23 protein-coding genes and 1 pseudogene are annotated in these 26214 nt (G+C 65.2%); 12 read left to right on the top strand and 12 right to left on the bottom strand.

The features are described 5' to 3' along the window. Positions 1-188 precede the first annotated feature (188 nt). From AC1AYN_RS03045 to AC1AYN_RS03035, 3 genes are all read left to right on the top strand, one after another. A complete protein-coding gene (locus AC1AYN_RS03045; RefSeq protein WP_476531982.1) occupies positions 189-848 on the top strand; it encodes a GNAT family N-acetyltransferase in 660 nt (219 codons plus the stop codon). Positions 849-1462: 614 nt separating this feature from the next. Further along, the gene (locus AC1AYN_RS03040) at positions 1463-1729 is read left to right on the top strand and encodes a DUF4160 domain-containing protein (protein ID WP_476531980.1); all 267 of its coding nucleotides are present in this window, start codon (positions 1463-1465) and stop codon (positions 1727-1729) included. A gap of 15 nt (positions 1730-1744) precedes the next feature. Then, entirely contained in the window at positions 1745-2056 is a 312-nt protein-coding gene (locus AC1AYN_RS03035; RefSeq protein WP_476501805.1) for a DUF2442 domain-containing protein, read from the top strand. A 182-nt stretch (positions 2057-2238) separates the two neighbouring features. On the opposite strand, the gene AC1AYN_RS03030 is transcribed toward AC1AYN_RS03035, so the two are convergent. Continuing rightward, a complete protein-coding gene (locus AC1AYN_RS03030) occupies positions 2239-2559 on the bottom strand; it encodes a hypothetical protein (protein ID WP_476531978.1) in 321 nt (106 codons plus the stop codon). A 93-nt stretch (positions 2560-2652) separates the two neighbouring features. Between AC1AYN_RS03030 and AC1AYN_RS03025 the strand changes: the two are divergent. The 3 genes and pseudogenes from AC1AYN_RS03025 to AC1AYN_RS03015 all read left to right on the top strand — a co-directional run bounded on the left by AC1AYN_RS03025 (position 2653) and on the right by AC1AYN_RS03015 (position 4765). Beyond that, positions 2653-3709, top strand: a pseudogene (locus AC1AYN_RS03025) (zinc-dependent alcohol dehydrogenase family protein). A 14-nt stretch (positions 3710-3723) separates the two neighbouring features. Further along, complete coding sequence (locus AC1AYN_RS03020; RefSeq protein ID WP_476531976.1) at positions 3724-4254, top strand: flavodoxin; 531 nt, start codon at positions 3724-3726, stop codon at positions 4252-4254. 337 nt (positions 4255-4591) lie between these two features. Continuing rightward, entirely contained in the window at positions 4592-4765 is a 174-nt protein-coding gene (locus tag AC1AYN_RS03015; protein WP_476531974.1) for a hypothetical protein, read from the top strand. A 61-nt stretch (positions 4766-4826) separates the two neighbouring features. Here the strand turns inward: AC1AYN_RS03015 and AC1AYN_RS03010 are convergent, their stop codons facing one another. Next, complete coding sequence (locus AC1AYN_RS03010; RefSeq protein ID WP_476531973.1) at positions 4827-5615, bottom strand: Ltp family lipoprotein; 789 nt, start codon at positions 5613-5615, stop codon at positions 4827-4829. Positions 5616-6207: 592 nt separating this feature from the next. Further along, positions 6208-7722 (bottom strand): MFS transporter, encoded by a 1515-nt coding sequence (locus tag AC1AYN_RS03005; protein WP_476531971.1) that lies wholly within the window; start codon positions 7720-7722, stop codon positions 6208-6210. Between the two features lie 148 nt (positions 7723-7870). Between AC1AYN_RS03005 and AC1AYN_RS03000 the strand changes: the two genes are divergently transcribed. Beyond that, positions 7871-8488 (top strand): helix-turn-helix domain-containing protein, encoded by a 618-nt coding sequence (locus AC1AYN_RS03000; RefSeq protein WP_476531969.1) that lies wholly within the window; start codon positions 7871-7873, stop codon positions 8486-8488. 64 nt (positions 8489-8552) lie between these two features. Next, positions 8553-8924 (top strand): hypothetical protein, encoded by a 372-nt coding sequence (locus AC1AYN_RS02995; RefSeq protein ID WP_476531967.1) that lies wholly within the window; start codon positions 8553-8555, stop codon positions 8922-8924. A gap of 28 nt (positions 8925-8952) precedes the next feature. Here the strand turns inward: AC1AYN_RS02995 and proC are convergent, their stop codons facing one another. Together proC and AC1AYN_RS02985 are read right to left on the bottom strand one after the other, a co-directional pair. Beyond that, positions 8953-9777, bottom strand: coding sequence for a pyrroline-5-carboxylate reductase (gene proC, locus AC1AYN_RS02990; protein ID WP_476531965.1), 825 nt, complete (start codon positions 9775-9777; stop codon positions 8953-8955). Positions 9778-9850: 73 nt separating this feature from the next. Next, entirely contained in the window at positions 9851-11347 is a 1497-nt protein-coding gene (locus AC1AYN_RS02985) for an alpha/beta fold hydrolase (RefSeq protein WP_476531963.1), read from the bottom strand. A gap of 637 nt (positions 11348-11984) precedes the next feature. Between AC1AYN_RS02985 and AC1AYN_RS02980 the strand changes: the two genes are divergently transcribed. Together AC1AYN_RS02980 and AC1AYN_RS02975 are read left to right on the top strand one after the other, a co-directional pair. Then, positions 11985-14417, top strand: coding sequence for a sensor histidine kinase (locus tag AC1AYN_RS02980; protein WP_476531961.1), 2433 nt, complete (start codon positions 11985-11987; stop codon positions 14415-14417). Between the two features lie 74 nt (positions 14418-14491). After that, complete coding sequence (locus AC1AYN_RS02975; protein ID WP_476531959.1) at positions 14492-15283, top strand: response regulator; 792 nt, start codon at positions 14492-14494, stop codon at positions 15281-15283. A 92-nt stretch (positions 15284-15375) separates the two neighbouring features. Here AC1AYN_RS02975 and AC1AYN_RS02970 read toward each other — a convergent pair whose 3' ends face one another. From AC1AYN_RS02970 to AC1AYN_RS02960, 3 genes are all read right to left on the bottom strand, one after another. Then, positions 15376-18039 (bottom strand): ABC transporter permease, encoded by a 2664-nt coding sequence (locus tag AC1AYN_RS02970; RefSeq protein WP_476531957.1) that lies wholly within the window; start codon positions 18037-18039, stop codon positions 15376-15378. A 31-nt stretch (positions 18040-18070) separates the two neighbouring features. After that, positions 18071-18943 (bottom strand): ABC transporter ATP-binding protein, encoded by an 873-nt coding sequence (locus tag AC1AYN_RS02965; RefSeq protein ID WP_476531955.1) that lies wholly within the window; start codon positions 18941-18943, stop codon positions 18071-18073. A 253-nt stretch (positions 18944-19196) separates the two neighbouring features. Beyond that, positions 19197-20510, bottom strand: a complete 1314-nt coding sequence (locus AC1AYN_RS02960; protein ID WP_476531953.1) for an O-acetylhomoserine aminocarboxypropyltransferase/cysteine synthase family protein — start codon at positions 20508-20510, stop codon at positions 19197-19199. Positions 20511-20878: 368 nt separating this feature from the next. Here AC1AYN_RS02960 and AC1AYN_RS02955 point away from each other — a divergent pair, with 368 nt between their 5' ends. Beyond that, positions 20879-21751 (top strand): pyridoxamine kinase, encoded by an 873-nt coding sequence (locus AC1AYN_RS02955; protein ID WP_476501816.1) that lies wholly within the window; start codon positions 20879-20881, stop codon positions 21749-21751. 89 nt (positions 21752-21840) lie between these two features. Here AC1AYN_RS02955 and AC1AYN_RS02950 read toward each other — a convergent pair whose 3' ends face one another. After that, complete coding sequence (locus AC1AYN_RS02950) at positions 21841-22566, bottom strand: hypothetical protein (RefSeq protein ID WP_476531952.1); 726 nt, start codon at positions 22564-22566, stop codon at positions 21841-21843. A 251-nt stretch (positions 22567-22817) separates the two neighbouring features. Between AC1AYN_RS02950 and AC1AYN_RS02945 the strand changes: the two genes are divergently transcribed. Then, positions 22818-23495, top strand: a complete 678-nt coding sequence (locus tag AC1AYN_RS02945; protein WP_476501818.1) for a hypothetical protein — start codon at positions 22818-22820, stop codon at positions 23493-23495. Positions 23496-23535: 40 nt separating this feature from the next. On the opposite strand, the gene AC1AYN_RS02940 is transcribed toward AC1AYN_RS02945, so the two are convergent. The 3 genes from AC1AYN_RS02940 to AC1AYN_RS02930 are packed head-to-tail and all read right to left on the bottom strand — an operon-like array spanning position 23536 to position 26161. Then, complete coding sequence (locus tag AC1AYN_RS02940; protein ID WP_476531950.1) at positions 23536-24120, bottom strand: hypothetical protein; 585 nt, start codon at positions 24118-24120, stop codon at positions 23536-23538. Beyond that, a complete protein-coding gene (locus AC1AYN_RS02935; RefSeq protein WP_476531948.1) occupies positions 24117-25457 on the bottom strand; it encodes a hypothetical protein in 1341 nt (446 codons plus the stop codon). The genes AC1AYN_RS02940 and AC1AYN_RS02935 overlap by 4 nt, the downstream gene beginning before the upstream one ends. Next, positions 25454-26161, bottom strand: coding sequence for a response regulator transcription factor (locus AC1AYN_RS02930; protein ID WP_476501821.1), 708 nt, complete (start codon positions 26159-26161; stop codon positions 25454-25456). Before AC1AYN_RS02930 ends, AC1AYN_RS02935 begins: the two co-directional genes overlap by 4 nt. Positions 26162-26214: the final 53 nt, after the last annotated feature.

Raw genomic sequence — 26214 nt, 5'->3', positions numbered from 1 at the left:
GGCACAAATCCAGTGTTAATAAGTCAAGACACGCCGGGCTGGCACACGAATTGTGCCACACTACGTCGCCTAGTCTGACATGGACGAACACAGGACCCGCTCCCTAAATATGGGGGCGGGTCCTTCTGTTTCTGCGGTTCAGTGATAGCATGCAGGCTTTATTGATTCCGACCAGCGAAAGGAACAATATGAGCGGAACCATCGAAACCGAACGTCTGCTGCTGCGCCCGTGGAAGGTTGATGACGCAGCCGAGGCGGAGTCATTGTTCAGGTACGCTTCCGATCCTGAAATCGGATTGCTGTGCGGATGGCCGCCGCACAAGAGCGCTGAAGGCAGCATGAGCGATATCAGGAACATTCTTGCGGTGGAGAATAACTGGGCCATCACCATCAAAGACGACGGTGACGAGCCGGTCGGCAGTATCGCGCTCAAGCCGGTCAGCCACTACACCATTGACCCGGTCGAGGCCGATGATGCACTTAGGGAGCGCTATGGCAAGTATCTCGGTGACAATGCAATGGAGCTTGGCTACTGGATCGGACGCCCGTTCTGGGGCAGGGGCTATATGCCCGAAGCCTTGAACGCCGTACTCGGATACGCTTTCGGTGCGTTGCATAAGGACGCCGTGTGGGGCGGGCATTACAAGGAGAACGCCCAATCCGGTCGTGTGATGGCCAAATGCGGCATGAACCCGGTCTGTGAATCGAAGCATGACTACTTCGGGCTCATTGACGAATACCATGATGACGTCTTCCGCATCATCACCGCCGACAACCGGGAATCGGAACATGAGGCCATCAAGTATGCGAGCGGCCTTGCGCTGAAGATGTCGGAAGAAGCGGAATAAACAGAGCCCTCCGGATTGTGCACTGTAAGGAGGCATGGAAGGCTGCTGTTGGCAACCAGCCAAGCACTCGACACTGAACTGGCTGGCGGTGCGAAATCGGAAAACCACTGCGCTAATACATCGTGAGACAATCATGGGTTTGTGCACTGCGAAGCCACACTGCCACTAGGAAACAGCCTGATGCCGTATAGCGACATGGCTTGAGTTCAAGTTCTCCCCAGCGGCTAAGAAGTGAGTGTTTCATAGTGTCGAGGGCCTTGGAATCCCAGTGATTCCAAGGCCCTCGACTGTACTGCAGATAGCTATTGTCGTATGGGGGGGGATCGCGTCGTGATGGACTCGGTGCATTGCATACCTGATTGGGGGCGGATATGACAGGTTACGTATTATGTCTGTATAGGGCTCCACTGCTCTAAGGCTTTCGCAGACTTCATCGGCGCCTCCGAAAATGGAAGAGCCTTCCGGATTGCGCGCTGTAAGGAGGCGTGGAAGGCTGCTGTTAACAATGAGTCAACCATCTGGTCCTGACCGGGGATGATGACAATGGCCTTATTGTGGGAATATACTCGAGCCAGACCCTTTCTTCATGTGAGATGTTGGATTGGAGGTGCGGTATGCCGGAGTTGAGTCGGTTCTTCGGGATCATCGTTCGCATGATGTATCAGGATGAGAGCGAGCATCACAAGCCGCACGTCCATGTGTACTACGGCGACTTTAAGGCGTCCATCGCCATCGATGGCGAACTGTTGGCTGGTTCTCTTCCCACCAAGCAATACAAACTAGTGGTGGCATGGCTCGTGTTACATGAGGATGAGCTGTACAAGGCTTGGAACGAGGCTGTGTCCGGACGTCCGTTCGACCGTATCAAGCCGCTTTCGTGAGGAGAGGAGCCCGTCATGTTTGAAGTGAACGGCATTTTGTATGCGGATGAACCCGCTCGGGAACTGGAGGTCCGGTCGGCACGCGTCACGGATGACCATGTCATGTTGGTGACGTTCTCCACGGGTGAGACGCGTCTATGCGATTTTACTGAGATGTATGAAGATGTTCCCGTTTTCGCCCCGCTGCGGGATGAAAAGACGTTCGAGGACTTCCGAATCGATCGTGGCATCCTGACGTGGTGTGATGGAGACATCGACATCTCTCCCACATATTTGTACGAGCACTCATATGAATACGCCATTCACGGCGAACTGGTTTCGGCCTGATGCCGTATAGCGACTTCGTCGAGTTCAAGTTCTTTCCAACGTTTAAGAAGTGATTGCTTCATAGCGTCGAGGGCCTTGGGATTCCGGCGATTCCAAGCCCTCGTCTCATTTATTGCGACCAACCGCCATCGTGTGGGGTCGCGTCGCAGGAAATTCGACGTGAGCTGGCAGACGATGGCGTGCTATGCCGCCGTCACAGCACGTAGCTCATCCAGGAACGCGGTGGCCGCCGGGGTGAGGGGCTGCTTGTTTCTCCATGCACCGGCCGGTCTCGTATGCACCGGCGGGTCGAGTAGGCGGAATGTCAGCCCCGATTCCCATGACGTGTCGACCGGTTTGGCGTGGCCGATTACGCAGGCATAGCTTTCCTGCATGACCGTGATGAAATGACGCAACGTTTTGAGTTCTATGCGAGTCCCATGCGAGCGCTTCCCGGTTTTGAAAACGAAAATATATGCATTAATTCTATCTATTGAGATAGAAAAATCATATTTGTAATGCATTGCGCATGGGCATATCGTGGCGTCAGCGTCCGACGGAGACAATGAACTTGTTCGTCAACTCATTGCATCGGTTCCAATCCAAAGGAGAACATCATGACAAACAGCATGAAGGCCGCGGTATTCGCCGAACCCGGACGGATGGAGGTGCGGGAAGTCACCAGGCCGACGATCGAAAAGCCGGACGACGCGATTATCCGCGTGGTCAAGGCCTGCGTATGCGGCTCTGACCTGTGGTGGTTCCGTGGCATTTCGCAGCGCCGGCACGGTTCCCTCACTGGGCATAAGGCCATCGGCATCGTCGACGAGATCGGCGGCGACGTACGCACGCTCAGGCCCGGCGCCCTCGTGGTCGTGCCGTTCACGCATGGCTGCGGGCATTGCGCCGCCTGCCGCGCCGGGTTCGAGGCGAACTGCATGAACGCCGAACCGGGTGGCAATGCCGGCTATCAGGCCGAATACCTGCGTGCCGCCAAGGCCGACACCGCACTGGTGAAGGTTCCCGGCAACCCGAAATCGTACGATGATGCGACGCTCAATTCGCTGCTCATCCTGGCCGACGTGATGGCCACCGGCTATCATGCGGCGGTCTCGGCCGAGGTCAGGCCCGGAGATACGGCCGTGGTGTTCGGAGACGGCGCCGTGGGCCTGTCCGGCGTGCTGTCCGCCCGCATGCGTGGGGCCTCGCGCATCATCGCGATGAGCCGGCATGAGGACCGCGCGACCATTGCCCGCCAGTTCGGCGCGACCGACATCGTGTCCGAACGGGGCGACGCCGCCGTGGCGCGCGTGATGGAGCTGACCGACGGCGACGGTGCGGACGCGGTGCTCGAATGCGTCGGCTCGGCCCAGTCCGTCGAAACCGCCGTGCGTGTGGGGCGGCCCCGGCTCCACGGTCGGACGCGTGGGTGTGCCGCACGACGCGCACATCGACGTGGACGCCCTGTTCTGGCGCAACATCGGGCTGAAGGGCGGTCCCGCATCGGTAGCCACATATGATCGCGAGGTGCTGATGCCCGCCGTGCTGTCCGGCATAATCGAACCCGGTCGCATGTTCACCGGCGCGTTCGACCTTGATCACATCCAAGACGCCTACGAGGCGATGGATGAGCGCCGCGTCGTCAAGTCACTCATCAACGTCAGCGAGATCTGAAGGGAAGCATCGCAATGAACAACAATGGCAACAAGGTGGTTGTGTACTTCTCGCGCGCCGGCGAGAACTATGCGGTAGGAAAGACCACCGTAGGCAGTACCGCCAAGGTCGCGGCTGAAATCATGCGGCAAACGGGCGCGGCGGGCGTGGAGATCGTGCCGATTGAACCGTATCCGGACGCATACGATCAGACAGTGGCGCAGGCGACCGAGGAACGCAGGAGTCATGCGCGTCCGGCGTTCGCGTTGGACGGTGACACGGCGGCGCTGGATGCGGCGGAGGTGGTCTTCCTTGGCTATCCGATCTGGTGGTCCGACATGCCGATGCCGGTGTACACGTTTCTCGAAAGCCGTGACTGGGCGGGCAGGGTTATCGTTCCGTTCTGTACGCACGAGGGCAGCGGGTTGTCCGGCACCGAAGAGACCTTGGCGCATATCACCGGGGCAGGGGTGCGTGACGGTTTGGAATTACGCGGCGAGATGGCCCAGCATGATACGGCCTCGGTCGAACGGGCCGTCGGAACATGGCTGAGAACAATCGTCTGACGATGATTGCCGAATCGTGCCACCGACTTGCATCCACAACGACAAACTGCCGGAGGAAGGACAATCGGTCGAGCTCAGGTTCAACGTCTCCAAGCAGGATCTTCAGCCCCTAGAAAACGGCGCGATTCCAAGGATTCCGGCGTGTCGGAGCGTTGGAATCGAATCGTTTTCGATTTACGGAAAACCGCAAATTGGTGCTCACGAGCTCGCACGGCAATCCGGTGCGCAGTTCGGCGGAGCGCCACGCCTGGCGCAAGGCGTTGAGGGCGGCCGGGCGGTCCAATGGTCAACGTCCACAGCGTCCACCATTGGACCGCGTCGATGACCGCGCGCGAACATGCCGAACGACACGCGCACCGCCGTCATGGGGCATACGAGCATCACGATGACCAACCAGCACACGCATCGCGACGCCGCGCCGCTCGCCACCCTGCTGGGCCGGGCGATACCCGACCTGCACGACGACGGGGACGACGTAATCGATGCCGAAGTCATCGAAGAAGCCGCGTAGACGAGACGGACGCAAGCGGTCCCGGCGCTCACCGATATGAGTGCCGGGACCACTTGCCTGCTTATTTGTTGAGATTGTCAATGGCGTATTGGGCTTCTTCGGGCGTGAATTTCTCCCCATACACGGAGACGAGCTGGTCGTATATGGCAGCCGAAGACATGGACATCTGCTCCTGATACGACTTGGCTTTGGCCAGTGCGTTGGCATTGTAGTCGGCCTCAAGGTGGTCCACAGCCCATTGTGCGGCCTCGGCCGGGAACTTTTCGCCGTATTCGCTGGTAAGCTGGTCGTAGATACCCTGCTTGCTCATGTGCATGAGGGTGGAATACGACTTCGCCTTGCTGAGCGCGTTCTGGTATTCAACCGGCGGCTGCGCCTGAATACTGACCGTAGCTGTCTGTCCCTCATATTCCACGGTGAACTCGGTCGGAGTGTTCATATTGACGGGCCCGGGGTTCTGCAGTTTCCATCCGCTGATGGTCTTGGTCGTTCCGTCGTCGTACTTCGCTGTCACCGTGATTCCGGAGGTTTGGTCTGTCACCTGCTCGCCATCCTTGATGCTCCCGCTGTAGGATGCGGCGAGACCGGTGAGCTTGGCGGTCTGCTTCGGTGTCGTGGTCCGCGATGGCGAGGCATTGTTCGTGGTCGAGCTGCCCGTCGTTGAAGAGCTCTTGTCGCCTCCCCCTCCACCGATGACGCCCAGGATGACGATCACGATGATGACCCAGAACCACCATTTCTTCCAAATCGGTTTCTTGGGTTTCACCTGTGGCGTGGGAGGCGCGGCCGGCGGTTGTTCTCCCCGCGTCGATGGCGTCTGCGGTGTGGGGTCTCCGGTCGGCGTGGTCATGGTTCTCTCCTTTGATGTGGTGCGTCGGCGAGCATGCGCGATAGTCCCGGACGATCTCGACGGTGATGTTGAGCTCGTCCGCGGTCTGCCAGATGTCGCCGTCGTACATGGTTTCCGCGGTTCGGTATGTCTCCTCGTCGATGAGGAGACGTGCAGTCATCATACGGCATCGCCGCTCGTAGACATGCCCGGCGTCCCCGTATGCACGGTGCACGAGTTCGTGGGCGAACGCGCACCGTTTGCGACTGTAAGTCATGTGCCGATCGATGAGGAAAGTGTCAGTGGCGGTGCGGTAGCGTCCGGCAAAATCGCTGGACAGGATGACGCCGGCAACGCAGGTCATGGTTCAAGGCCATCGTAGGTCGATCGTCGAGTGGGCCACCCTGCGAATGACCTCACGCATACCAGATACCGTGAAGGCGAGGAGTCCTCTCCCGTAGGACGAGCACGTTGCCAGCGTGAAGCATATGGAACCATTATCCGGTTCTGTCCGTGCGACCGGTTCGCCTTTGTCCCTCGTCATGCTTGGCAGGGGCTTCGTAGACGACGAGACGCATCGGGGGCGCTCCGGATATGTCGTCGAGTGAAGCTGTTAGAGCGCCGTTCTACGGGATATACATGCAACAACTCCGAGTGTGATGACGATGACCGCGGCGGCCGCGACGAAGCTGCCGGTCATCGCGGACTCGTAGGCGCGCGAAGCCGCCTGCCGTACCATCTCACCCGTCACGCCTGCGAATCCAGCCGCCTGCTGGAAATCCAATGTCACGGAACCGGCGGACCGCGGGTCCAGTCCGGCGAATCGTGCGAGATCACGGAACCCCGCCGCATACAGTCCGCTCTGTATGCTGCCGAAGATTCCCACGCCGATGACGGATCCGAATTGGCGGAACACGGTCAGCAGACTGGAGCCGGCGCCGGATCGCTCGATCGGCACCCGCCCCATGGCCCAGGTCAGCATCGCCGGCTGGCCGGCGCCCAATCCGAATCCCGCCATGATCTGACCGATCATCGCCGTCGATTGCCTCATCATTTCTCCGGGCCACCACATGGCGGCGCCGATTGTCAGCATGCCGGCGGCCAGACACCCCAAGGCCATCAGGCTCGTGCCGCGCGAACCGATCCGGGAGACGATCCAGTCATCCATCCGCGCCCCCACGATGGACGTGACGACCAGCGGCATCAACAGCATTCCTCCAACCAGCGCACCGTGACGCAACACCGTCTCCAGATAGGCCGGCATGATGAAGATGATGCCGTACATCGAGAAGTTCAGCATCATCAACGCCGGCGCACAGGCTGCGAACGACGGGTCCTCCATCAGTCCGAGTTCCATCAGCGGGTTGCGGGATGCGCGATCATGCAGCACGAACCCCGTTATCAGCATGACGCCGATCGTCATCGGAATCCAGGCGTCCGCAGCCAAAACACCGTGCTGCGCATCGACGAGGCCGGCGGAGAACAGGGTGAACCCGGCGAACATCATCGCCACCGACGCCCAAGGCATATGCAGCGACCGGGACCTGCGTGATCCGCCGGCCTGCGGCACGTTCATGCGGATGACCGCGATCACGGCGAGGAACACCACGCCGTCGAATCCGAAGATGCCGCGCCATCCCAGCGTCGCGGTGAGCGCTCCCCCGACGAGCGGGCCGAACGGGACGCCCAAGGTGCCGGCTATCGCCCATGCGGTCATGGCGCGGGACAGCTCGGCCCCTCGGAACAGGATGCCGAGTAGCGCCTGCCCCATCGGGATGACCACGCCCGCGCCGGCGCCCATGATCGATCGCGAGACGAGCAGCACCGGCACGTTTCCGGCCATGAGGCCGATCGCGGACGCGACGACGAACATCATCAGTCCTGCGAGCATGGTCTTCAGGTGGCCGAGTCGGTCGCCGAGGAATCCGGCCAGCAGCACCACGGCGGCGAACACGAGATTGTAGCCGGAGATGATCCACTGCTGTTCCGCCATGCCCGCCCCGAGGGATTCCGCAATGTCCGGCAGCGCCACGTTGAACGCGGTGGTGTTGATCATCATCACCAGTTCGGCCGAGCACAGGCAGATCAGGGAACGACTCTGATTCCCGTCCTTCGCATCGTTCATCATCCGACCCCCCTATAAGATACTGATAAGTTTCTTATAAACAGCATATGATTATAGATATCCACGAATAAGAAACGCCGTGGTATCTTGCAGTCAACGGTATGAACAATCACCGAACACAGCACCATGCCACACATGGAGAGACAAGCTCATGGAAACGAACGCCGGACCGAAGCGGACACGACGCCGGGGCAAGGCCCTGGAAACAGCCATCCTGGAGGCCGCGTGGGAGCAACTGACCACACGCGGCGCCGAGGAGTTCACCTTCGACAACGTGGCCACCAGGGCGCACACCAGCAAACCGGTGCTGTACCGCCGATGGCCGAACCGTACGGAACTGTTCGTGGCCGCCATGAGACAGCACCGCGGTCATGCCGCCATCGAACGTCCGAACACCGGCACACTCAGAGGTGACGTCATCTCCATCCTCCTGCAGCTCAATCGCAAACAATCCGACGCGGTGATGGTGCTAGCCAAGTTCGGCGTCTACGCCGACTGGCTCGGAGTGAGCGCGCACGAACTCTACGAGTGCACGATGATGAGCGACCGGCCCAGCATCATGATGGCCATCGAGAACGCGCGCGCACGCGGCGACATCACCTGCGAGCTGCCGGAATCGCTGTTGCGCATGCCCGGGGAGCTCGGTCGCGCGATCATCCTGCGTGACATGCGCCCCCTATCCGAGGCGGACATCATCGCCACGGTCGACGAACTGTTCCTTCCGCTCGTCGACCATTACGAGCGTCAGGCACGAGCCGCCGGCAGGTGACGCATCGGCAGGCATCCGGCGCGTCACGCGACTACAGTGGCACGGTATGGCGGATACGGTACGTGTGATCTTCGAATTTCCCGATGAGGAGGCGGCACATGCGTGGCTCGACGCGCTCGCGCTGCTCGGATCGGGGACGCCGACTCCCCTGATCGACGGCGCCACCGTGACGGGCACGAAACGCAACGGCCCGCAGCTGGCCAAGTGGCTGACCGCGAATCCGGGGTGGCATCGCGTCGCCACGCCGGCGAACCGCGCGGCGGCGTTGAAGGCCGCGTACAAGATCAACCGGGGCGACCGCCGCGGTTTCGAATCGGGCGAGTTCGAGGCGCGCGCCCGGCTGGTCGACGGGGCGTGGATCGTCGAGGCGCGCCTCATCCCGAAACGGCGCAGGACGGCAACGCCCGAAGGCATGTCGCCGCTGTTCGGGGAATAGCCGATCGACGAACGGTCCGGCCGCTCCCCTACGCCATGATCGCGTCGACGCCGTCGATGACGGCGCCGCGGAACCCGTCCTTCTCCAGCTTTGCGACGCCACGGATCGTGGTGCCGCCGGGCGAGCAGACCGCGTCCTTCATCACGCCCGGATGATCGCCGGTGGCCATGTAAAGCGCTCCCATGCCTTCGACCATCTTCGCGGCGAGCCGGTAGGCGGTGGCGCGTTGCAGACCGTAGGTGACGCCGGCGTCGCCGAGCGCCTCGATGTACATGTCGGTGAACGCGGGGGCGCAGCCGGCGACGACCATCGCGATGGTCATGTGCGCGGTGTCGACGCGTTCGATGAGGCTGATCGGCGAGAACAGCGCCTCGAACGTCGCCGTCTCATCCTCGGTCAGCGTGTTCGCGGTCTCGGTGACGAGCACGCCCTTGCCGACGGCCATCGGAGTGTTCGGGATCGTGCACTGGACGTGCACGTCCGCGCCGCTCTCGCCATCGGCACCGCCGGCGAACAGGTTCCGGTACTTCTCCAGATCCCAGCCGGCGGCGATGGACACGACAATCCTGCCGGGCTTGGCGAGCTCCTTGGCGAGCGGCCCCACGACCTCCTCGATCTGGTACGGCTTGACGGCGACGACGACCACGTCGGCCGCGACGGCGACCTCGAGCGCGTTGTGCAGCGGGCGTGCGCCCAGTTCGGCCGCGGTCCGCTCCAGCTTGTCCCAGTGGGCGGCGCAGGCGACGATCTGGCCGCCGCGCACGACGCCAGCGTCGACGAGTCCCCGTGCGATGGCCTGCGCCATGTTGCCGTAGCCGATGAATCCGATGGTGATGCCGTTCAGATCGGTCATGTCCGTTCGTAGCCTTTCCCTGGGTGTCGTGCTATCCGCACGCCATCATAACGCCGCCGATGTTTCGGGGAAATCAGAACAGCTCCGCGAGGTCTCCCCTGTTCAGCGCCTCGTCCCACAGGCGGCGGAACACGATCGGACCATGCAGACCGTCATGTTCGAACTCGTTCGTCGTCCAGTAGTGGCTGTTGCCGACGCGCGACAACGTGTCGAGCTGGAGTCCGGAATCGACGTACATGTCATCGAAGTAGACGGCGGCTTGGAGCGGCACCTCGTTGCGGGCGAGCTGCGCCTCGTCGTAGATACGGCCGAAGCGCGTGTCCTCCATGAGCACGTCCATCGCCGCCTTGAACGGGCGCAGCGCCGCCTCCTGCTCGAACATCCACGGGAACATCGCCTCGCCGGTGAACGTGAGCGGCCGCTCCCCCGCGTCGAACTCGGGATGCGCATCACGTACGCGCTGCGCCGCCCAGTGGATCGGCCGCTCCAATTCGCCGTTCGCGTAGATGAACTCCTGCAACGGCCAGTAGAGCGGGCGCGACGAGGTGGCGTTCATCACCTTGGTGAGGAACTCGTCGGACAACGTCGCGCCGCCGTCTGCCGGCGTGGAGCCGTCACCATCGGCGAACGCGTCGTCGAGAATCCAGTGGACGCGTTCGGAGCTCGGCTTCATGCCGAAATCGGAGCCGAGGCATTGCAGCCGTTCGACGGTGAGCGGGTCGCCGTTGGGCAGCAGCGGGAATCCATGCGCGGCCATGCCGGCGATCACGCCGAGTCGGCGCCCGAGCCCGTCGGCCGCCAGCGTCTCCGGCACGGTGTCGGCGAGATGCGCGGTGAAGTCCCGCACGTCGTCGACGGTGGGCAGCATGTCGGCGAGCGCGGCGACGCGTTCGCGGTCCTGCGGGTAGCGTTCGTAGAATTGCCGGGTCTTACGCGCCATGCGCGGGAACGTGTGTTCGTAGACTTCGGTGGCGTCGGCGGGCACGTGCGGGATGCCGCCGGTGGTGAAGCTCACGGTCACGCCCTGCGGGTACAGGGACAGGTACGTGAGGGTGAGGAATCCGCCGTAGCTTTGCCCCAGCGTCGCCCATGCGCGTCCGCCGAATTCGGTGCGGCGCAGATGTTCGAAGTCACGCACGATGGAGTCGGCGAGGAACTTCTTGAGGTAGTCGGCCTGTTCGCGTGCGGCGGCGGCCGCGGATCCGGCGCCGTCGCCGTCATGCGCGGCGGCGATGCGTGCCATCGTGTGCGTGTCGACGCGGTTGGAGCGGCCGGTGCCGCGCTGGTCTGGCAGGATGACGCGGAAATGCTTCGTGGCCTCTTCGATCCAGCCGTCGCTGGTCGGGTTCAGCAGGCGCGGGCCGGCGCCGCCGGGGCCGCCTTGCAGGAAGACGAGCAACGGCAGGTCGTCGTGGATGTGCTCGGGCGTGGTGACGACGCGGTAGAAGAGTCTGATGCTCTCCCCGTCGAAGCCTTTGCCGGGTTCGTGGCCGGTCCAGTCGAGCGGTACGTCGATGGCATGGTCTTCGATGTACAGTCCGGGCACGTAGTATTCGTTGAGCAGCGTCATGCGCGAGCGTCCTTTCCGATGTCCACCATGGTCGGAACGGCCCGGCGGAATTCCTCCACCCATTCCACGTGTGTGGGCGGACAATATTCTGACGTCATTCAGACGGCATTCCGGCGGCGCGCTTCCCGCTTGCGGCATCATGCGACGTCTGGTGTCCTCTGCACTGCCGGTATCGTTCGTGTATGGTTCGACACCGTTCCTGCATGGTTTCCGGTCACTTGTGCATGGTTCGGAGCGCAACCTGCATGGTTTGCCGCCATTACTGTAGAGCCGGAGCCCCTACCTGTGCGCCTCCCTCGGGTAGACGGCCGGATTCTCCGATGCCGCTCGATGCCATATCGGCCATTTTCCGCGGCTCCGCATGATCGTCGCCCCCGTTGCAACCTATCTTTTCGGCACCACACCATGCAGGTTCGGCCGAAAAACCTACAGGTTCGTCCTCGAACCGTACACAACCATTGCCACACCATACAGGTAGTCTCCCGGACCGTGCAGGTTCGCCCCTGAACCATGCAGATCACGCCTCGACGACCATGCATCCTATGTATCCCATCGTGCACCTCCCGCCCCGGCTCATCCTCAGGCATGATGGCGGGGGAACCATCTCCGCGATAGCCTTGGGCGTATGGGTGTTGTGATGGGACGGATCGTGGCATGGGACCGCTCGCATGTGCTGGTCGTGGATGCGTTGCTCATGTTGGCGATGGCGGCATTCTGCCTGCTGCTGGCGAGCGACACCGATCCGGGCACCGTCCCGGCGCTGTTGTTCCCCACGACCATGCGCGCCATGCGTCTATGGTCGATCATCATCCTCATACCGGCGGCGATGCGACGGTGGCGGCCCGAGATGGCCTCTTGGCTGTTCGTCGCGCTGTGCGTGGCCCATCTCGTGTTCGGCCCCGCGGTCACGTACGCCGATCTAGTTTCCCTGCTGATGCTGTATTCGGCGCTGCTGTACGGCGATCCGCGCCATACGCCGCGTTTCGTCATCGCCGCGTTCTCGATGGGCGCGCTCGTCTCCGGCGTCTGGGCGTTTGCGTTCAATCTGGGGCCGTTGCTTGACGGGACCGGCGATTGGGCCGCTTGGCGGTCGAAAGGCCCGGCCATACCGACGTGCCGTTCGTCGACCAGTGGCGTGTTCGGCGCACAATCGGCGAGCTGCGCCGGAAGGATCGCGATTGACGTGGGGCTCCTGTTCCTGCTCGTTTCGATATGTCTGGTCAGCGTGATCATCATGGCGTTCTGGCAACGCGCGCGGGCGGCCACGCTCAGGGCCATTCGCGAGCGCAACGCGTCGATCGCCGCGCGCGAGGTCGAGGAGACGCGCATCGCGCGGTTGGCGGAACGTGCGCGCATCGCCCGCGACATGCACGACGTGGTGGCGCATACCCTGTCGACGATCATCGTCCAGTCGGATGGGGGACGGTACGCCGGCGCACACGATCTCGCCGTGGCGAAACGTACGATGACGACGATTCGCCGCGAGGCGGCGCACGCCCAGCGCGACATGCACCGGCTGTTCGACGTGTTCGGCGGACGGGCGGGCACCGGATACGCGGATATCCCCGACCTGTTCGACGGCCATCCGCCGGTCGCGCGTCATGTGGACGGCGACGCGCGCCCCGATCGTCTCTCCCCCGATGCGGATACCGCCGTGTTCCGTCTCGTACAGGAATCGCTGTCCAACGTGCGCAAGCATGCGGGTGACGGCGCCCGTGTGACGATGGACGAGACCTGGGGTTCGGACGCGTTGGAAATCGTCATCCATGATGACGGTATGGGAGCGTCCTCCGCCGTCGACGGGCATGCGCCCGGATATGGTCTGGTCGGCATGCGCGAGCGCATCGTCGCGACGGGAGGCAACGTCGAAGCAGGACCGTCGCCCGCAGGCGGGTTCACGGTCGCCGCGACGGTTCCGCTGCTGCCCGACCGTCGGCCCGTCCGCGTGGATTCCGACGACTCCGCACGGATCGACGACGCCGTGCCGGCGATCCTGTCGAAGCTGCACGCCGATCTGGCGTCGTTGCGCTCCCGCCTGTCCGGCATCGACGTGGACGCCGATGGCGCCGTATCCGGCGGCGCGGCGGGCATGACGCGCATCGGACGGGTGGCGTGGTGGACCGAACGGCACTACCTGTTCATGGACACGCTGACCGCGGCGCTGCTGACGCTCATGTTCCACACCGCGACGTTCAACGATTCGGGACTGGCCTCCGCCACGTTCGCCTCGCTGCCGGCGAGGCGCGCGGTCGCCGTGGCCGTGACGGCCGCCCTGCTCGCACCGTACGCGTTCCGTCGCCGGTTCCCGGAGTCGGCCGCTCTGGCGATGGCCGTCATGTCCGCCGTGGAATTGCTGTTCGCCCCCTCGATGCTCGCCGTGAACGTGTTCGCATTGGCGTCGGTGTATTCGGCGGTGTTGTATGGGCGCGACAAGGCCTGGCGCTGGGTGTTGTGTTGCGCGGCGTTCGATTCGTGGCTGTTCGGGGCGCGGGTCGTGGCCGGACGGGCCGGCTATGATTCGCTTGTTCATGTGCTGCTGCGGGGCGACGGCGGCGAACCGGCATGGGAGGTGGCGTTCGGCGGGCTGCTGGCCGGCGGTGTGATGCTGCTGCTGTGCCTGGCGAGCATGGCGATGGCCACGTGGCGTCGTTCGAGCGGATCCGACGTGTTGGTGCTGCGTCAGCGCGAGGAGGCGCTGCGCGCCGAGGAGGATCGTCGGAAGGTGCTTGCGGCGAATATGGAACGCGAGCGCATCGGCGCCGCCATGCGTTCCGAGGTCGCGGCGACGCTCGGCACGGTCATCGGCCGCGCCGACGAAGGATTGGCGATGCTCGATGGGACGCCCGCACCCTCGCCGGAACGCATCGCCGCATCGTTCTCCGGCATCGGCGCGCAGGGGCGTGAGGCGTTGGCGCACATGCGCGGGCTGCTCGCCGTGCTGCGCGAGACCGGGTTCAGCGATGCGACGCACGAGCATGCCGAAACGGGTATGCTGCTCACCCCGATGGCGCCGTTGGACGACCAATTGGGCAAGCGGGCTGACGATCGCGTCCGGAATCGGCCCGATTGATTCCACTGATTCAGGGAAGAATCAGGGACCGAAACCGCCCGCCGGATTCCGGACACCGGGTAGGGTGGTTCGGTATGAGTGGGAACGACAGGATTCGAGTGGTCATCGCCGACGATCAGGAGCTGGTGAGGGCCGGGTTCGCCATGGTCATCGGCTCGCAACCGGACATGGACGTGGTCGGGCAGGCCGGCGACGGCGGCCGGGCCGTGGCATTGGCCGAACGGCTGCACCCCGATGTGGTGCTGATGGACGTGCGCATGCCCGGCATGGACGGTATCGAGGCCACACGCCGCATCATCGGCGCCGACACCGCTGCAGCGGCCGCCGGTACGCCGGGCGCCGACGACGCGGCCCCACGAGAACATGCGACACATGTGGTCATCCTCACGACGTTCGACCTGGACGAATACGTGATGGCGGCGATCGACGCCGGCGCCTCCGGCTTCCTGCTGAAGGACGCGGAGCCGGAGATGCTGCTCAATTCGATCCGCACCGTGTACCGCGGCGATGCGGTCATCGCGCCGTCCGCGACGAAGCGGCTCATCGAGAGGATGTTCGCGGACGGGCACGCGTCCCGGCCGGCGGACGGCTCCGCGGCGACCGGCTCCCCGACGCCCGACACCTCCGACGGCTGCGACGCCGATGCACGCCCCGTCTACACCGATCCGGAGCTGGAACTGCTCACCGACCGTGAACGCGAGGTCCTCGTCGAGGTCGCGCACGGTCTGAGCAATCAGGAGATCGCCGACAAGCTGTTCATCAGCCTGCCGACCGTGAAGACGCATGTGGCGCACATCCTCGCCAAGATCAACGCGCGCGACCGCGTGCAGGCGGTGGTGTTCGCCTATGACAACCGGCTGGTGTGAGCGGATCGGCGACGGAACGGAAAGAACGACGGACCGCCGGACGGCATGGTCCATGGCCATGGACCATGCCGTCCGGCGGTTCCGGTTTTCCGTTAGGCTTCGGCGAGCGCCTCGACGGGCGGGGTGCTCGCGGCGCGGCGCGCGGGCAGGAGACTGGCCAGGAGGGCGGCGAGCGCGGAGACGGCGAGGACTGCGCCGTTGGTCTTCCATTCGAAGGGCATGGCGACGGTGCCGTAGAGACTGAACACCATGGTTGAGCCGAGCCAGCCGAACAGGGTGCCGAGCGCCACGCCGGCCACGCCGGAGACGAGCGACAGCAGGAGCGCTTCGACGGCGAGGGACCGGCGCAGTTGGCCGCGGGTCATGCCGATGGCGCGCAAAGTGGCGGATTCGCGGGTGCGTTCGATGACGGACAGGCTGAGCGTGTTGGCCACGCCGATGAGGGCGATGAGCACGGCGACGGCGATGAGTCCGACGAGCAGGGCCATCATGGCGTCGATGCTGGTGTCCCACATATCGCGTTCGGCGATGGGGCCGGCGACGCTGGCGTCGGGGATGGAGCCCAGGGCTTCGCGCACGCCGTCGATGACGCCGGCGACGCCGTTGTGGTTGGCGTCGGGGTCGACGGTCATGAGGAGGATGCGCCCCTGTTCGGTCAGGTCGCCGTCGGCGAAGTGGCTGGCGGCGACGAAGGCGACGGCGTCGTGGTCGGAGGAGACGCGCCGATAATCGGCCTGGACGACGGTGAGATCGAGTCCGGACGCGCCCGCGGCGCCGGCGGAACCGGCATCGGTGGCGAAATCGGCCGTGTGGGTGCGGCCGAAGTCGATATCGGCGCCGCTCAAGGCGTGACGCGGCATGAGGGCGTCATGGTCGTTCAGGGTGACGCCGGTCAGGTCGGCGTGCATGACCTTCGCGAGATCGTCGAGGTCGGGGATGCCGACGATGAGGACGTCGATGCCGTGTCCCTGGTCGTCGGTGACGTGACGCAGGGCGGTCGGCGCGTCGAGGACTCGTCCGACGCCCTCGACGCGGCGCACCTGCCGGCTCTGCTCCTCGGTCATGCCGGTGCCCGTGGCGATCATGTCGACGCTGTAGCGGGTGGCGAGCGCGTCGGCCATGGTGGTCTTGGCGCTGGCGGCACCGGTGGCGATGGCGGAGACGAGGGTGACGCCGATGAGGAGGGCGGCGCCGGTGGAGGCGACCCTGCGCGGGTTCTTCTGGATGTTGGCGTGGGCGATGGCGGCGCTGGGACCGGTCGTGGCGGCGAGGGCGCCGGCGCCGCGCATGAGGGCGGGCATCCAGCGGACGGCGGAGACGACGAGCGCGATGAACGTGAGCGCGCATCCTCCCATGGCGGCGAGCAGGACGGCGGGATAATGGTCGGTGGCGAGGGATTCGTGTCCGATGACGGACAGGTGCGTCTGCCAGACGCCGAACGCGCATGATGCTATGCCGACGGCGAGCATGAGGATGGAGAGGACGGTGCGCGCGTGCCCGCGATGTGCGGTTTCGGTCAGTTCGATGGGACGCAGCGCCTCGAGCGGCGTGACGGCGGTGGCGGCGCGTGCGGGGCCGAGGGACGCGATGACGGTCATGACCATGCCGAAGGCGACGGGTACGGCGATGACGGGCCAGGTGACGATGAGGCGCATGGGCGCGCCGGTGGTCTTCATGACGCCGGTGGCGCACAGCAGTGCCATGAGTCCGATGCCGAGCGCGACGCCGAGCAGCGAGGCGATGAGGCCGAGGATTCCGGCTTCGCAGAGGACGGAAGCGTACAGTTGGCGGCGGTCGGCGCCGATGGTGCGCAGCAGGGCGAGGATGCGCCGGCGCTGGGCGACGAGCACCTGGAACGTGTTGGCGATGACGAGCGCGGCGACGAGCAGGGCGAGTACGCCGAAGCTCATGAGGAACGTGGTGACGACGCTGGTGCCGTTGGCGCTGAGGGATTCCACGGCGAGCCGGTCGGCTTCGTCGCGGTCCACGAGCCGGCTGTATCGGGGCAGGAGACGCCTGATGGCGGCCGTGTCCGCTTGGGAGTCGAGGTCGAGGTAGACGGATGTGGCGGCGACCTGATCGAAGTCGGTGACGCCGTTGGCATAGGCCATGAGGTCGTCGGAGAGGATGGAGGCGCCGCCGTCGTACGCGTAGGCGCCATTGGGGTCGTCGGTCAGCCCCGTCACGCGCGCTTCGACGCCATTGGCGAGGTCCCGGCTTTCGTCGGTGTTTCCGACGTTGTTTCCGGCGGCGTTCGCACGGGGGACGACCCGCACCGTGTCGCCCACGTGCAGACCGAGTTGTCCGGCGACGCGTTCCGGCAGGGCGATCCCGTGGCCGCCGACGGGCCGCTCGCCGCGTGTGACGGTCACGGGCAGCAGGCTCGTCTCGCCCGTGTTGATGGCATGGCTGGTGGCATGGCGGGCGCCGTTGGACAGCCCGATGTCGGCGGCGGTGACGGCGCGCGCGCCTTCGACGCCTGCGACGGCGCACATGTGGTCGAGATGGTAGTCGGCCACGGTGCGCGAATACGCCTCGTCGGTCTGTTTGTCGGTGGGATGTTCGGGCAGGTCGGTCAGGACCATCGCGTCCGCTCCGGCGTAGATGGCGGTCTGCTGGCGGATGAGGGAGTCGTTCATGGCGTTGCCGAACAGGAACGTGGAGGCGATGAACGCGGTGCCGATGAGCACGGCGACGCCTGCGGGGATGAGCATACGGGCGGTTTTGCGCATGAGGTTCACGGTGATGCGGAACATGGGTCGTCCTTGCTTGCGTGGGTCGGTTCGGTCAGTGGGCGTGACGGTAGGAGCCGGCACGGTGCGCGCCGGCGTGGGCGGCGGCATGGGTGTCCCGGACCGCATGGGACCGCCGCGGCGGTGCCGGCGGTTCGGTGGACGCCGACCGTTCTTCGGCGGCGAGCGCGGCCCGCCGTTCCGTCATGAGCAGCTGGTTCATGCGGTCGGCGGTGGGATGGGTTTCGTCGGCGACGATGCGACCGTCGGCGAACACGATGGCGCGGTCGGCGTATGAGGCGGCGACGGCGTCGTGCGTGACCATGACGATGGTCTGTCCGAGTTCGTCGACGGATCGCCTGAGGAATGCGAGCGTTTCGGCGCTCGACACGGAGTCGAGGTTGCCGGTGGGTTCGTCGGCGAACACGAGGGATGGTTTGGTGATGAGCGCGCGGGCGATGGCGACGCGCTGCCGCTGGCCTCCGGACAGTTCATTCGGCCGATGGTCCAGGCGTCGTCCGAGCCCCAGCGTCCCGACGAGCAGATCGAACCATGCGCGGTCCGGTTTGGCGCCGGCGAGCGTCAACGGCATGAGGATGTTCTGTTCGGCGGTGAACATCGGCAGCAGGTTGAAGCTTTGGAAGATGAATCCGATGCGGTCGCGGCGCAGCAGGGTGAGCTGCCGGTCGTTCATGCGGGTCAGATCGCGGCCTTCGAAGATGACGTGGCCGGAGGTCGCCGAGTCGAGTCCGGCGAGCGTGTGCATGAGCGTGGATTTGCCGGAGCCGGACGGCCCCATAATCGCGGTGAACCGCCCCTTCCCGAAGCTCACGTCCACGCCGCGCAGCGCGTGCACGACGTTGTCGCCTTCGCCGTAGTCCTTGGTCAGTCGAATCGCCTGGATGGCGGGGGTCGTGGTCTCGTCCATGTCGTTGCTCCCATAGTCGGGCCGGACCCGTCGTCCGGCGTATGGTCCCCACGATATGGGCGTTCCCCCGCGCGCCCCATCGTGCGCGGGAGTGATTCGCGATAGCCGGCATCATCCTCGAGGATGATGCCGAAAACGAACGGGGGCGGCGGACCGATCGCCCGGGAGCCTTCCCCTATTCCGGGATCCCGCCGTCACGCCGCCGCGTCATGACCCACGGCGACGCCCCTTCGACGTGGGGATCCCACCGGGCTCACTTGGCGAGACCGGAGGCGCGCAGCGCCTCGAAGCCGCCCTTGAGGTCATCGAGGATGTCCTCGATGTTCTCCAGGCCGACGGACAGGCGGATGGTGCCCTGGTGGATGCCCTGGTCCTCGAGCTCCTCCACGGTCTCCTGGGAGTGCGTGGTGGAGGCCGGGTGGATGACGAGGGACTTGGAGTCGCCGACGTTGGCCAGCAGGCTGAACAGGTGCAGGTTGTCGATGAAAACGCGCGCCGCGTCCTTGCCGCCCTTGATGTCGAAGGTGAAGATGGAGCCGGCGCCGTTCGGGAAGTACTTCTTGTACAGCTCGTGGTCGCGGCGGCCCTCGATGGACGGATGCGAGACGGACTCGACCTCGGGCACGGTCTGCAGGTACTCGACGACCTTGAGCGCGTTCTCGACGTGGCGTTCGACGCGCAGCGACAGGGATTCGGTGCCCTGCAGCAGCAGGAACGCGGCGAACGGGGACAGCAGCGCGCCGGTGTCGCGCAGCAGGATGGCGCGGATGCGGGTGGTGAACGCGGCCGGTCCGAGGGCCTCGAAGAAGTTCAGGCCGTGGTAGGACGGGTCCGGCTCGGTGAGAGTCGGGAACTTGCCCGGGACCTCGGCCCAGTCGAACTTGCCGCCCTCGACGACGGTGCCGCCCAGTGCGGTGCCGTGGCCGTTGATGAACTTGGTCGCGGACTCGATGACCACGTCGGCGCCGTGCTCGAGCGGGCGGAACAGGAACGGGGTGGCGAAGGTGTTGTCGACGAACACCGGCAGATGGTGCTTGTGGGCGATCTCCGAGATGGCCTCGAAGTTCGGCAGGTCGGCGTTCGGGTTGCCGAAGGTCTCGAAGTAGACGAGCTTCGTGTTCTCCTGGATGGCGTCCTCGAAGTTCTGCGGGTCCTCCGGGTCGACGAAGGTGGTGGTGATGCCGTCGCGCGGCAGCGTGTGCTTGAGCAGGTTGAAGGTGCCGCCGTAGATGTTCTTGGAGGAGACGATGTGGTCGCCGGTCTGCGTGATGTTGCGCACCGCGTATTCGACGGCCGCGGCGCCGGAGGCGACGGCGATGCCGGAGGTGCCGCCCTCGAGGGCGGTGATGCGCTCGGTGAACACGGCCTCGGTGGTGTTGGTCAGTCGGGCGTAGATGTTGCCCGGGTCGGCGAGGCCGAAGCGCGCCTCGGCGTGGTCGAAGTTGTGGAAGACGTAGGAGGCGGTCGCGTAGATCGGCACGGCGCGGGCGTCGGTGGCCGGATCGGCGTTCTCCTGACCCGCGTGCAGCTGCAGCGTCTCGAAGTGGTAGTTCTTGTTCTCGGCCATGATGTGTGCTCCTTGTCGGTTGGTCTCGAGGTGTTGGTTATGACGGTACGACCCCCGCCCCGCGCGCCGCAAGCCCGACGTTATCGGGGTTGCCTATAGGGGCTTATCATCCGTTGGCATCATTGGCGTCGCCGGGGATGGGCCGGGGCGGATCCGCCGTCGGAAACCCCCGCGACACGCCGGATGGCCGCCGCGCGCCGCGTCCTCGCGCCGGAGCCGCGCACCCCGGCACGTCTCGCTATGCGGCCGTGCGCGGCGCGGGGACGTGAACCGGTTCGTGAATCGGACTACGCTCGGCGGTGATGATTGTCGCGGCGCCGCGCGCATGCGTCGGCGCCGCACGTTCCGATGATTGGAGTGAAAGACCCATGACCGACGTCACCCTCTACGACCGCGACCCCCTGTACATCCCGCGCGTGGCCGCCGTGCACGACATGTGCGGTTACGGCAAGTGCTCGCTGACCGCCGCCATCCCGATCCTGTCCGCCGCTGGATGCGACGTGTGCCCGGTGCCGACCGCGTTGTTCTCCGCGCACACGCGCTACGAGGTGTTCACCTTCCATGACACGACGGAGATCCTGCCCGGCTACCTTGACGCGTGGCGCAAGGAGAACGTGGACCTGGACGGCGTGTACTCCGGTTTCCTCGGCTCCGCCGAGCAGGTGGCGCTGATCCAGCGCCTGTACCGCGAGTACCCGAAGGCGCTGCGCCTGGTCGATCCGGTGATGGGCGACGCGGGCCAGATGTACCCGACGTACACGCCGGAGCTGTGCGAGGCGATGGGCGCGCTGGCGGACGGCGCCGACGTGCTCATGCCGAACCTGACGGAGGCGTCGATCCTCACGAAGCGCGACTACCCCGGCCAGGATCTGGATGACGCGGCCGTCACCGACCTGCTGGACGCGCTGCTGAAGCTCGGCGCGAAGAACGTGGTGCTGAAGGGCATCGACCATGGCGACGGCAGGATCGTCAACTACGTGGCGAGCGCGGAGACCGGCGCGGAGAACAAGATCGAGCTCGCGCACGAGAAGCTGCCGTACATGATCCACGGCACGGGCGACGCGTTCGCCTCCGCACTGTGCGGCGCGGTGCTGGCTGGCCGCGGTCTCGCCGAGTCGGCGAGGATCGCCGGCGAGTTCGTGCGCCATGCGATGGAGAGCACCCGCCACCAGCCGAACTTCGAGGAACGCGGCGTGAGCTTCGAGCTGAACCTCGGCGAGCTCACCGGTCTGGTGAAGTGACGTTCCGTCCGTGACGGCGGGAGGGGCGTGGGGCGTCGCGGCTCCACGCCCCTCCTCCGTTTCATGCGCGTCCCGCGCATATCGCATCGTCACTGGTGCAATGGGTCGGTCTCGCACAGGTAGAACTGGTGCCCTTTCTGCGTGTTCTGACCGTATTTGAAATCCGGGTTCGGCTTGTCGTCGATCTGTTCGAAGTATTCGCCGAAGAACTCCTGGTACCGTCGGTTGGCCTCCATGGTCTGCTCGTCGCTGGGTTGCGCGACGGCGCTCACGGTCATCGTATCGATGTACTCGTCCTCGCCCAACGGCCCCGGCAGCAGATCGTGCTTGACGTAGCACCGGTAGCTGGCCCGGGCCAGGGCCTCGGCGTCGAGGTTGTCGGGATTGTCGCGCATCTGCTGGTAGATGGACTGCACGTTCCAGAAATCGGTCTTCTTCGCGCAGTCCTCCTGCACGTCCAGAATCTCCTGATCGGAGAGGCTGCCGCGCATCTGCCGCACCTCGGTTTCGGTGGCGACCAGACCATAAGGCGCAAGACACTGCTGTTGAGCGGTGAGGATCTCGTTCCATTCGGCGTCGGTGACCTGGCAGTCCTTCAGAATGCGTTTGGCGAGTTCCGTCTTCGCGTTCCCGTATTCCCGTTTGAACTCGTCGGCGTATGGACCGGAGAAATCCGGAGCCTTGCAGGCGACGGCGGTGGATTGTGCGGCGTCGCCGTTCGACGCGGTGCCCGACTGCGAACCGCAAGCCGCGCAGGACGCAAGCAGGGATACGGATACCAGCAGTGCAAGCGCATGACGGACATCGTGTTGCATATGCCCTTTGTCTATTCCCCGACCGACCATGATGACCTCCTCGTTCGTTTCCAGCATAGGCATGGGCGCCCGGAAACCATCGCATTGCCGTAGTCGCAGGGATTACAGCCAACAATGCGGAATCGAAGCGGCGGACGTACCGTGGAACCATCGGCAGGCGATGATGCTCTGCTTATGCGATGGCCAGGCCGGTAATGGCGCCGAGGCCATACATGACGGAGGCATCCGCTCGAACGATAAGGAGCATCACCATGAAGCGCGTACTGGCACATCGTATAACCGTATTGGCATTGACCGCCGCCATGCTATGCTTCTCCGCCGCATGCGACGGACCGTCTTCGGACACCATCGCCCAGCCGGAAGGCGAGCCCACGTTTTCGGGCCCTTGGGCCGAGGATTTCAGCCGGAGCTACAATCAGGCCCGCGAATCCGGCAATACGTTCGCGCAGGACGTGCTGCGCGACGAGCGGATCACCGAGGCGGAGGCCACGGAGACGGCGAACCGATTCCGATCATGCATGGCGGATGCCGGATTCGTATACGACTATGTGAACCCGGATGGCTCCGCCCAAATGCAGGTCGGCGACATGGGCGACGACGATCAGCGGCGGCTCCATGAGCGCAGCGTCGTCTGCGGCAGACAGTCGGGCCAGGATTTCATCACACCCCTGTATAACGCGTTGGTCCAGGATCCGGACGGCGAACTGCGCAACCGTACACCGGAGGAGATACGACGTGATCTGGCGGCGTGCCTCGTGCGCAAGGGCGCGGTCGGCCCGGAGTTCACCGCGGACGACGTCCCGATCGTCGACGAGGACGGCGAGGAGTACCGTCTGCTGGGCGAACAGTTCACCAATCCCGGCGGCAGATACTACAGCGAGCGGAACTCCGAGATCTGGATCCAATGCAACGACGATCCACGCAGGTAGGCCGGCGCGATTGCGGCTGGAACGCCGACATCGCGCTCGTTCATCGCGGTTCCTTCGCCGGCTGTCCGGAGGCTCGGATGCCGGCCAACGGTTCCAGCCATCGGTAGTCGGATTCGGTGCGGCATTGGTCGATGACGGCCGATCGCCGCAGGCCGTCCATCGAACCCCGGACCGGTACGACGCTCTCGCCGATGGGTTCGCCGTCGTCGTCCGTGATCGTCTTGGCCTGCATCCCATAGACGGACAGGCACGCGTTGTAGGCCTTGCGCACTTCGGCGAGTTCGTCCGGCGTCACCACGCCGTCTTCGAGTATGCTTCGCCCGAGTTCGGTGTGCAGGTTGTTCCATGCGTCCAGCGTCTCGTACTTGTGTGGACCGGTGAATTCGGGGTGGTCGCTGCCCGTGGCCAACGTGCGGCTGGTTCCGTCGCGCGCGTCGGCCGCCACGCCGCTCCACGGCTGCGGAAGCGATGCGGCCAGCGGCACGGCTATGGCGATGCATGCGACGAGGAACGTGACGGCCGTCAGCATGCGACGATGCGGATGATCGAGGCCGGCGACGAGGCTGTGAAGCCGTGTCCGATGGGCGCGCCTGCGTGGTCGGTCGTCGCCGTGGGGCCCGGTCATGATGCACGCTCCTGGTGGCGTGCCGGACCTGGGCGCATGGGGATGCGGGCGTACAGTATCCAGTCGCCGTCTTCGGCCGTGGTGTTGAGTTCGCCTCCCATCCCCCGGATGATGCGCCGGTGCAGGGCGAGTCCGCTGCCATGCGGTCTGAGGGCGTCCGGCATGCCGTCACCGGCGTTCCGTGCGGCATCGTTTTGCGGGGTGATCGGATTGGTCTCCATGATCTCGACGGCGTTTCCGCCGAAGGTGATGACGCAGCGGTATTCGCCTGCATCCGGACTCATGTGCCGGGTGATGTTCGCCGCGATCTCGCCGATGAGGTCGGCCGCGGCCGTCAGCGACTCCGCGGAGCAATCGTCGTCCGTTTCGCCGCGCAGGTCGAACCGGCCATGGAAGCCGAGACGCGCGAGTCTGGCTTCGGCCGCCTGCGCGGCGGTCGATACGTCCTCCCGCCGGCGGGAGACGGCGCGAGGCGCTGGAGGGATCCCGCCGTCCGGCGAAGCGTGACGTTCCGGCGCCTCCGATGCCGCCGGAACCTGCCGCCCATCGCCATCGGAGGATGACGGCCGCTCGAGCAGGTCGATCACATGGTGGATCTCGTCGAGCACGGACAGCGCCTGGTCGTTGACGAACCGCCAGTCGGCGCGTTCGCCCGCATGCGCCCCGTCATCACCGATGCGCCGCAGCTCGCGTTGCGCGGTCAACGCGATGTAGGAGAGCCCGCCGGACGCCGAATCGTGGATGCGCGAGGCGAGCCGCGTGTTGCGCTGCAACGTGTCGAGCTCCCATTGCCGGCGTTCCAGGGCCACGGCCCGTTCGCGCATCTCGTCGCGCTGCCGGCGCCATCGGAACGACATGCCGCCCATCGCGGCGAGCGTGAACATGCCGATGTAGTTGACCATGCCGATCCATGTGGCGGACAGCGCGTTGAACGTGTTCAAGGCGACCGGCACGCATTCGGCGATGGTCACCGTGAGCAGCGCGCCGACGGCCACGGGGATGGCGCTGTCGTATCCGATGACCGCGAGCGCCAGATACGCGGCCCACAGCGGGTTCGGCCCGGACAGGTCGAGGACGAACAGCCGCGCCACCACGGTCGCGATGATGAGCCAACCCGAGATCCGCGGGAGGAACGGCGAGAGCACGATGGCGACGACGGAGATCCCGGAGAACAGGAAGTTCAACGGGTAGACCGGCGGGATCGCCGCCCATTCGATCAGCGTGGCGGCGAGGGTGAACGCGGCGATGGCGATGCGGAACCAATGCGCGCGCAGCCAATGGAACGGACGGGACGGCACGCCGCCGGGGTCCGCGTCCCTCTCCGGCACGGCGTTCATCGTTCGTCTTCCGCCGAGCCGGTCCACAGGGCGACGGCCTGGCCGCGTGTGGAGACGCCGAGCTTGTGGATGGCGCGCGTCAGGTAGGTTTTGGCGGTGGAGACGCCCACCTGCATGTCGGCGGCGATCCGGATCGTGTCGAGGCCGCGCGAGCACAGGTTCATGGCTTCGGCCTCCCGGTCCGACAGGAGGAAGCGGCGTGGCATGCGGCTTCCGGCGAGGCGAGCGTGCGCGGCGGCGGCCGTCTCGAACGTGGCGTCCGTCGCGCCGGACGGCCATGTGCCGCCGGCGGCGAGCGTGCGGATCGCCTCGACGATCGGCGTTTCGACGGCTTTGGGCACGATGCCCTGCGCGCCGGCTTCGGCGGCTTTGGACGCGTAGACGGCGAGCGAGAACGAGGTGACGGCGAGGATGGCGACGCGCGCGGTCTTCACGCGGATGGCGCGGCAGACGGCGGGACCGGACAGTTCGTCCATGCTCATGTCCGTCAGGAGCACGTTCGGCGCGGTGTCCGGGGCGAGGCATCGGGCGAGCGCGTCGCGTCCGGATGTGGTCTTCCAGATGACGCGCGCCTCGCCCATGAGTTCGGTGATCGTGCGTTCAAGGAAGGCGAGCGCGAACGGGTCGTTGTCGAGCAGTCCGATGGTGACGATGGGACGCGCGTCGTGCGCGGGTGCGGCTGTCGCCCGGTCGTCGGCGTTCATGGTGCTTCCCTCCCCGGGCTTCTTCCGGTCGCGCGTCGGTGCGCGACGTTCCG

It is taken from the genome of Bifidobacterium sp. LH_413 (genome assembly GCF_056357015.1).
This window is presented reverse-complemented; position numbering and strand designations above follow the sequence as displayed.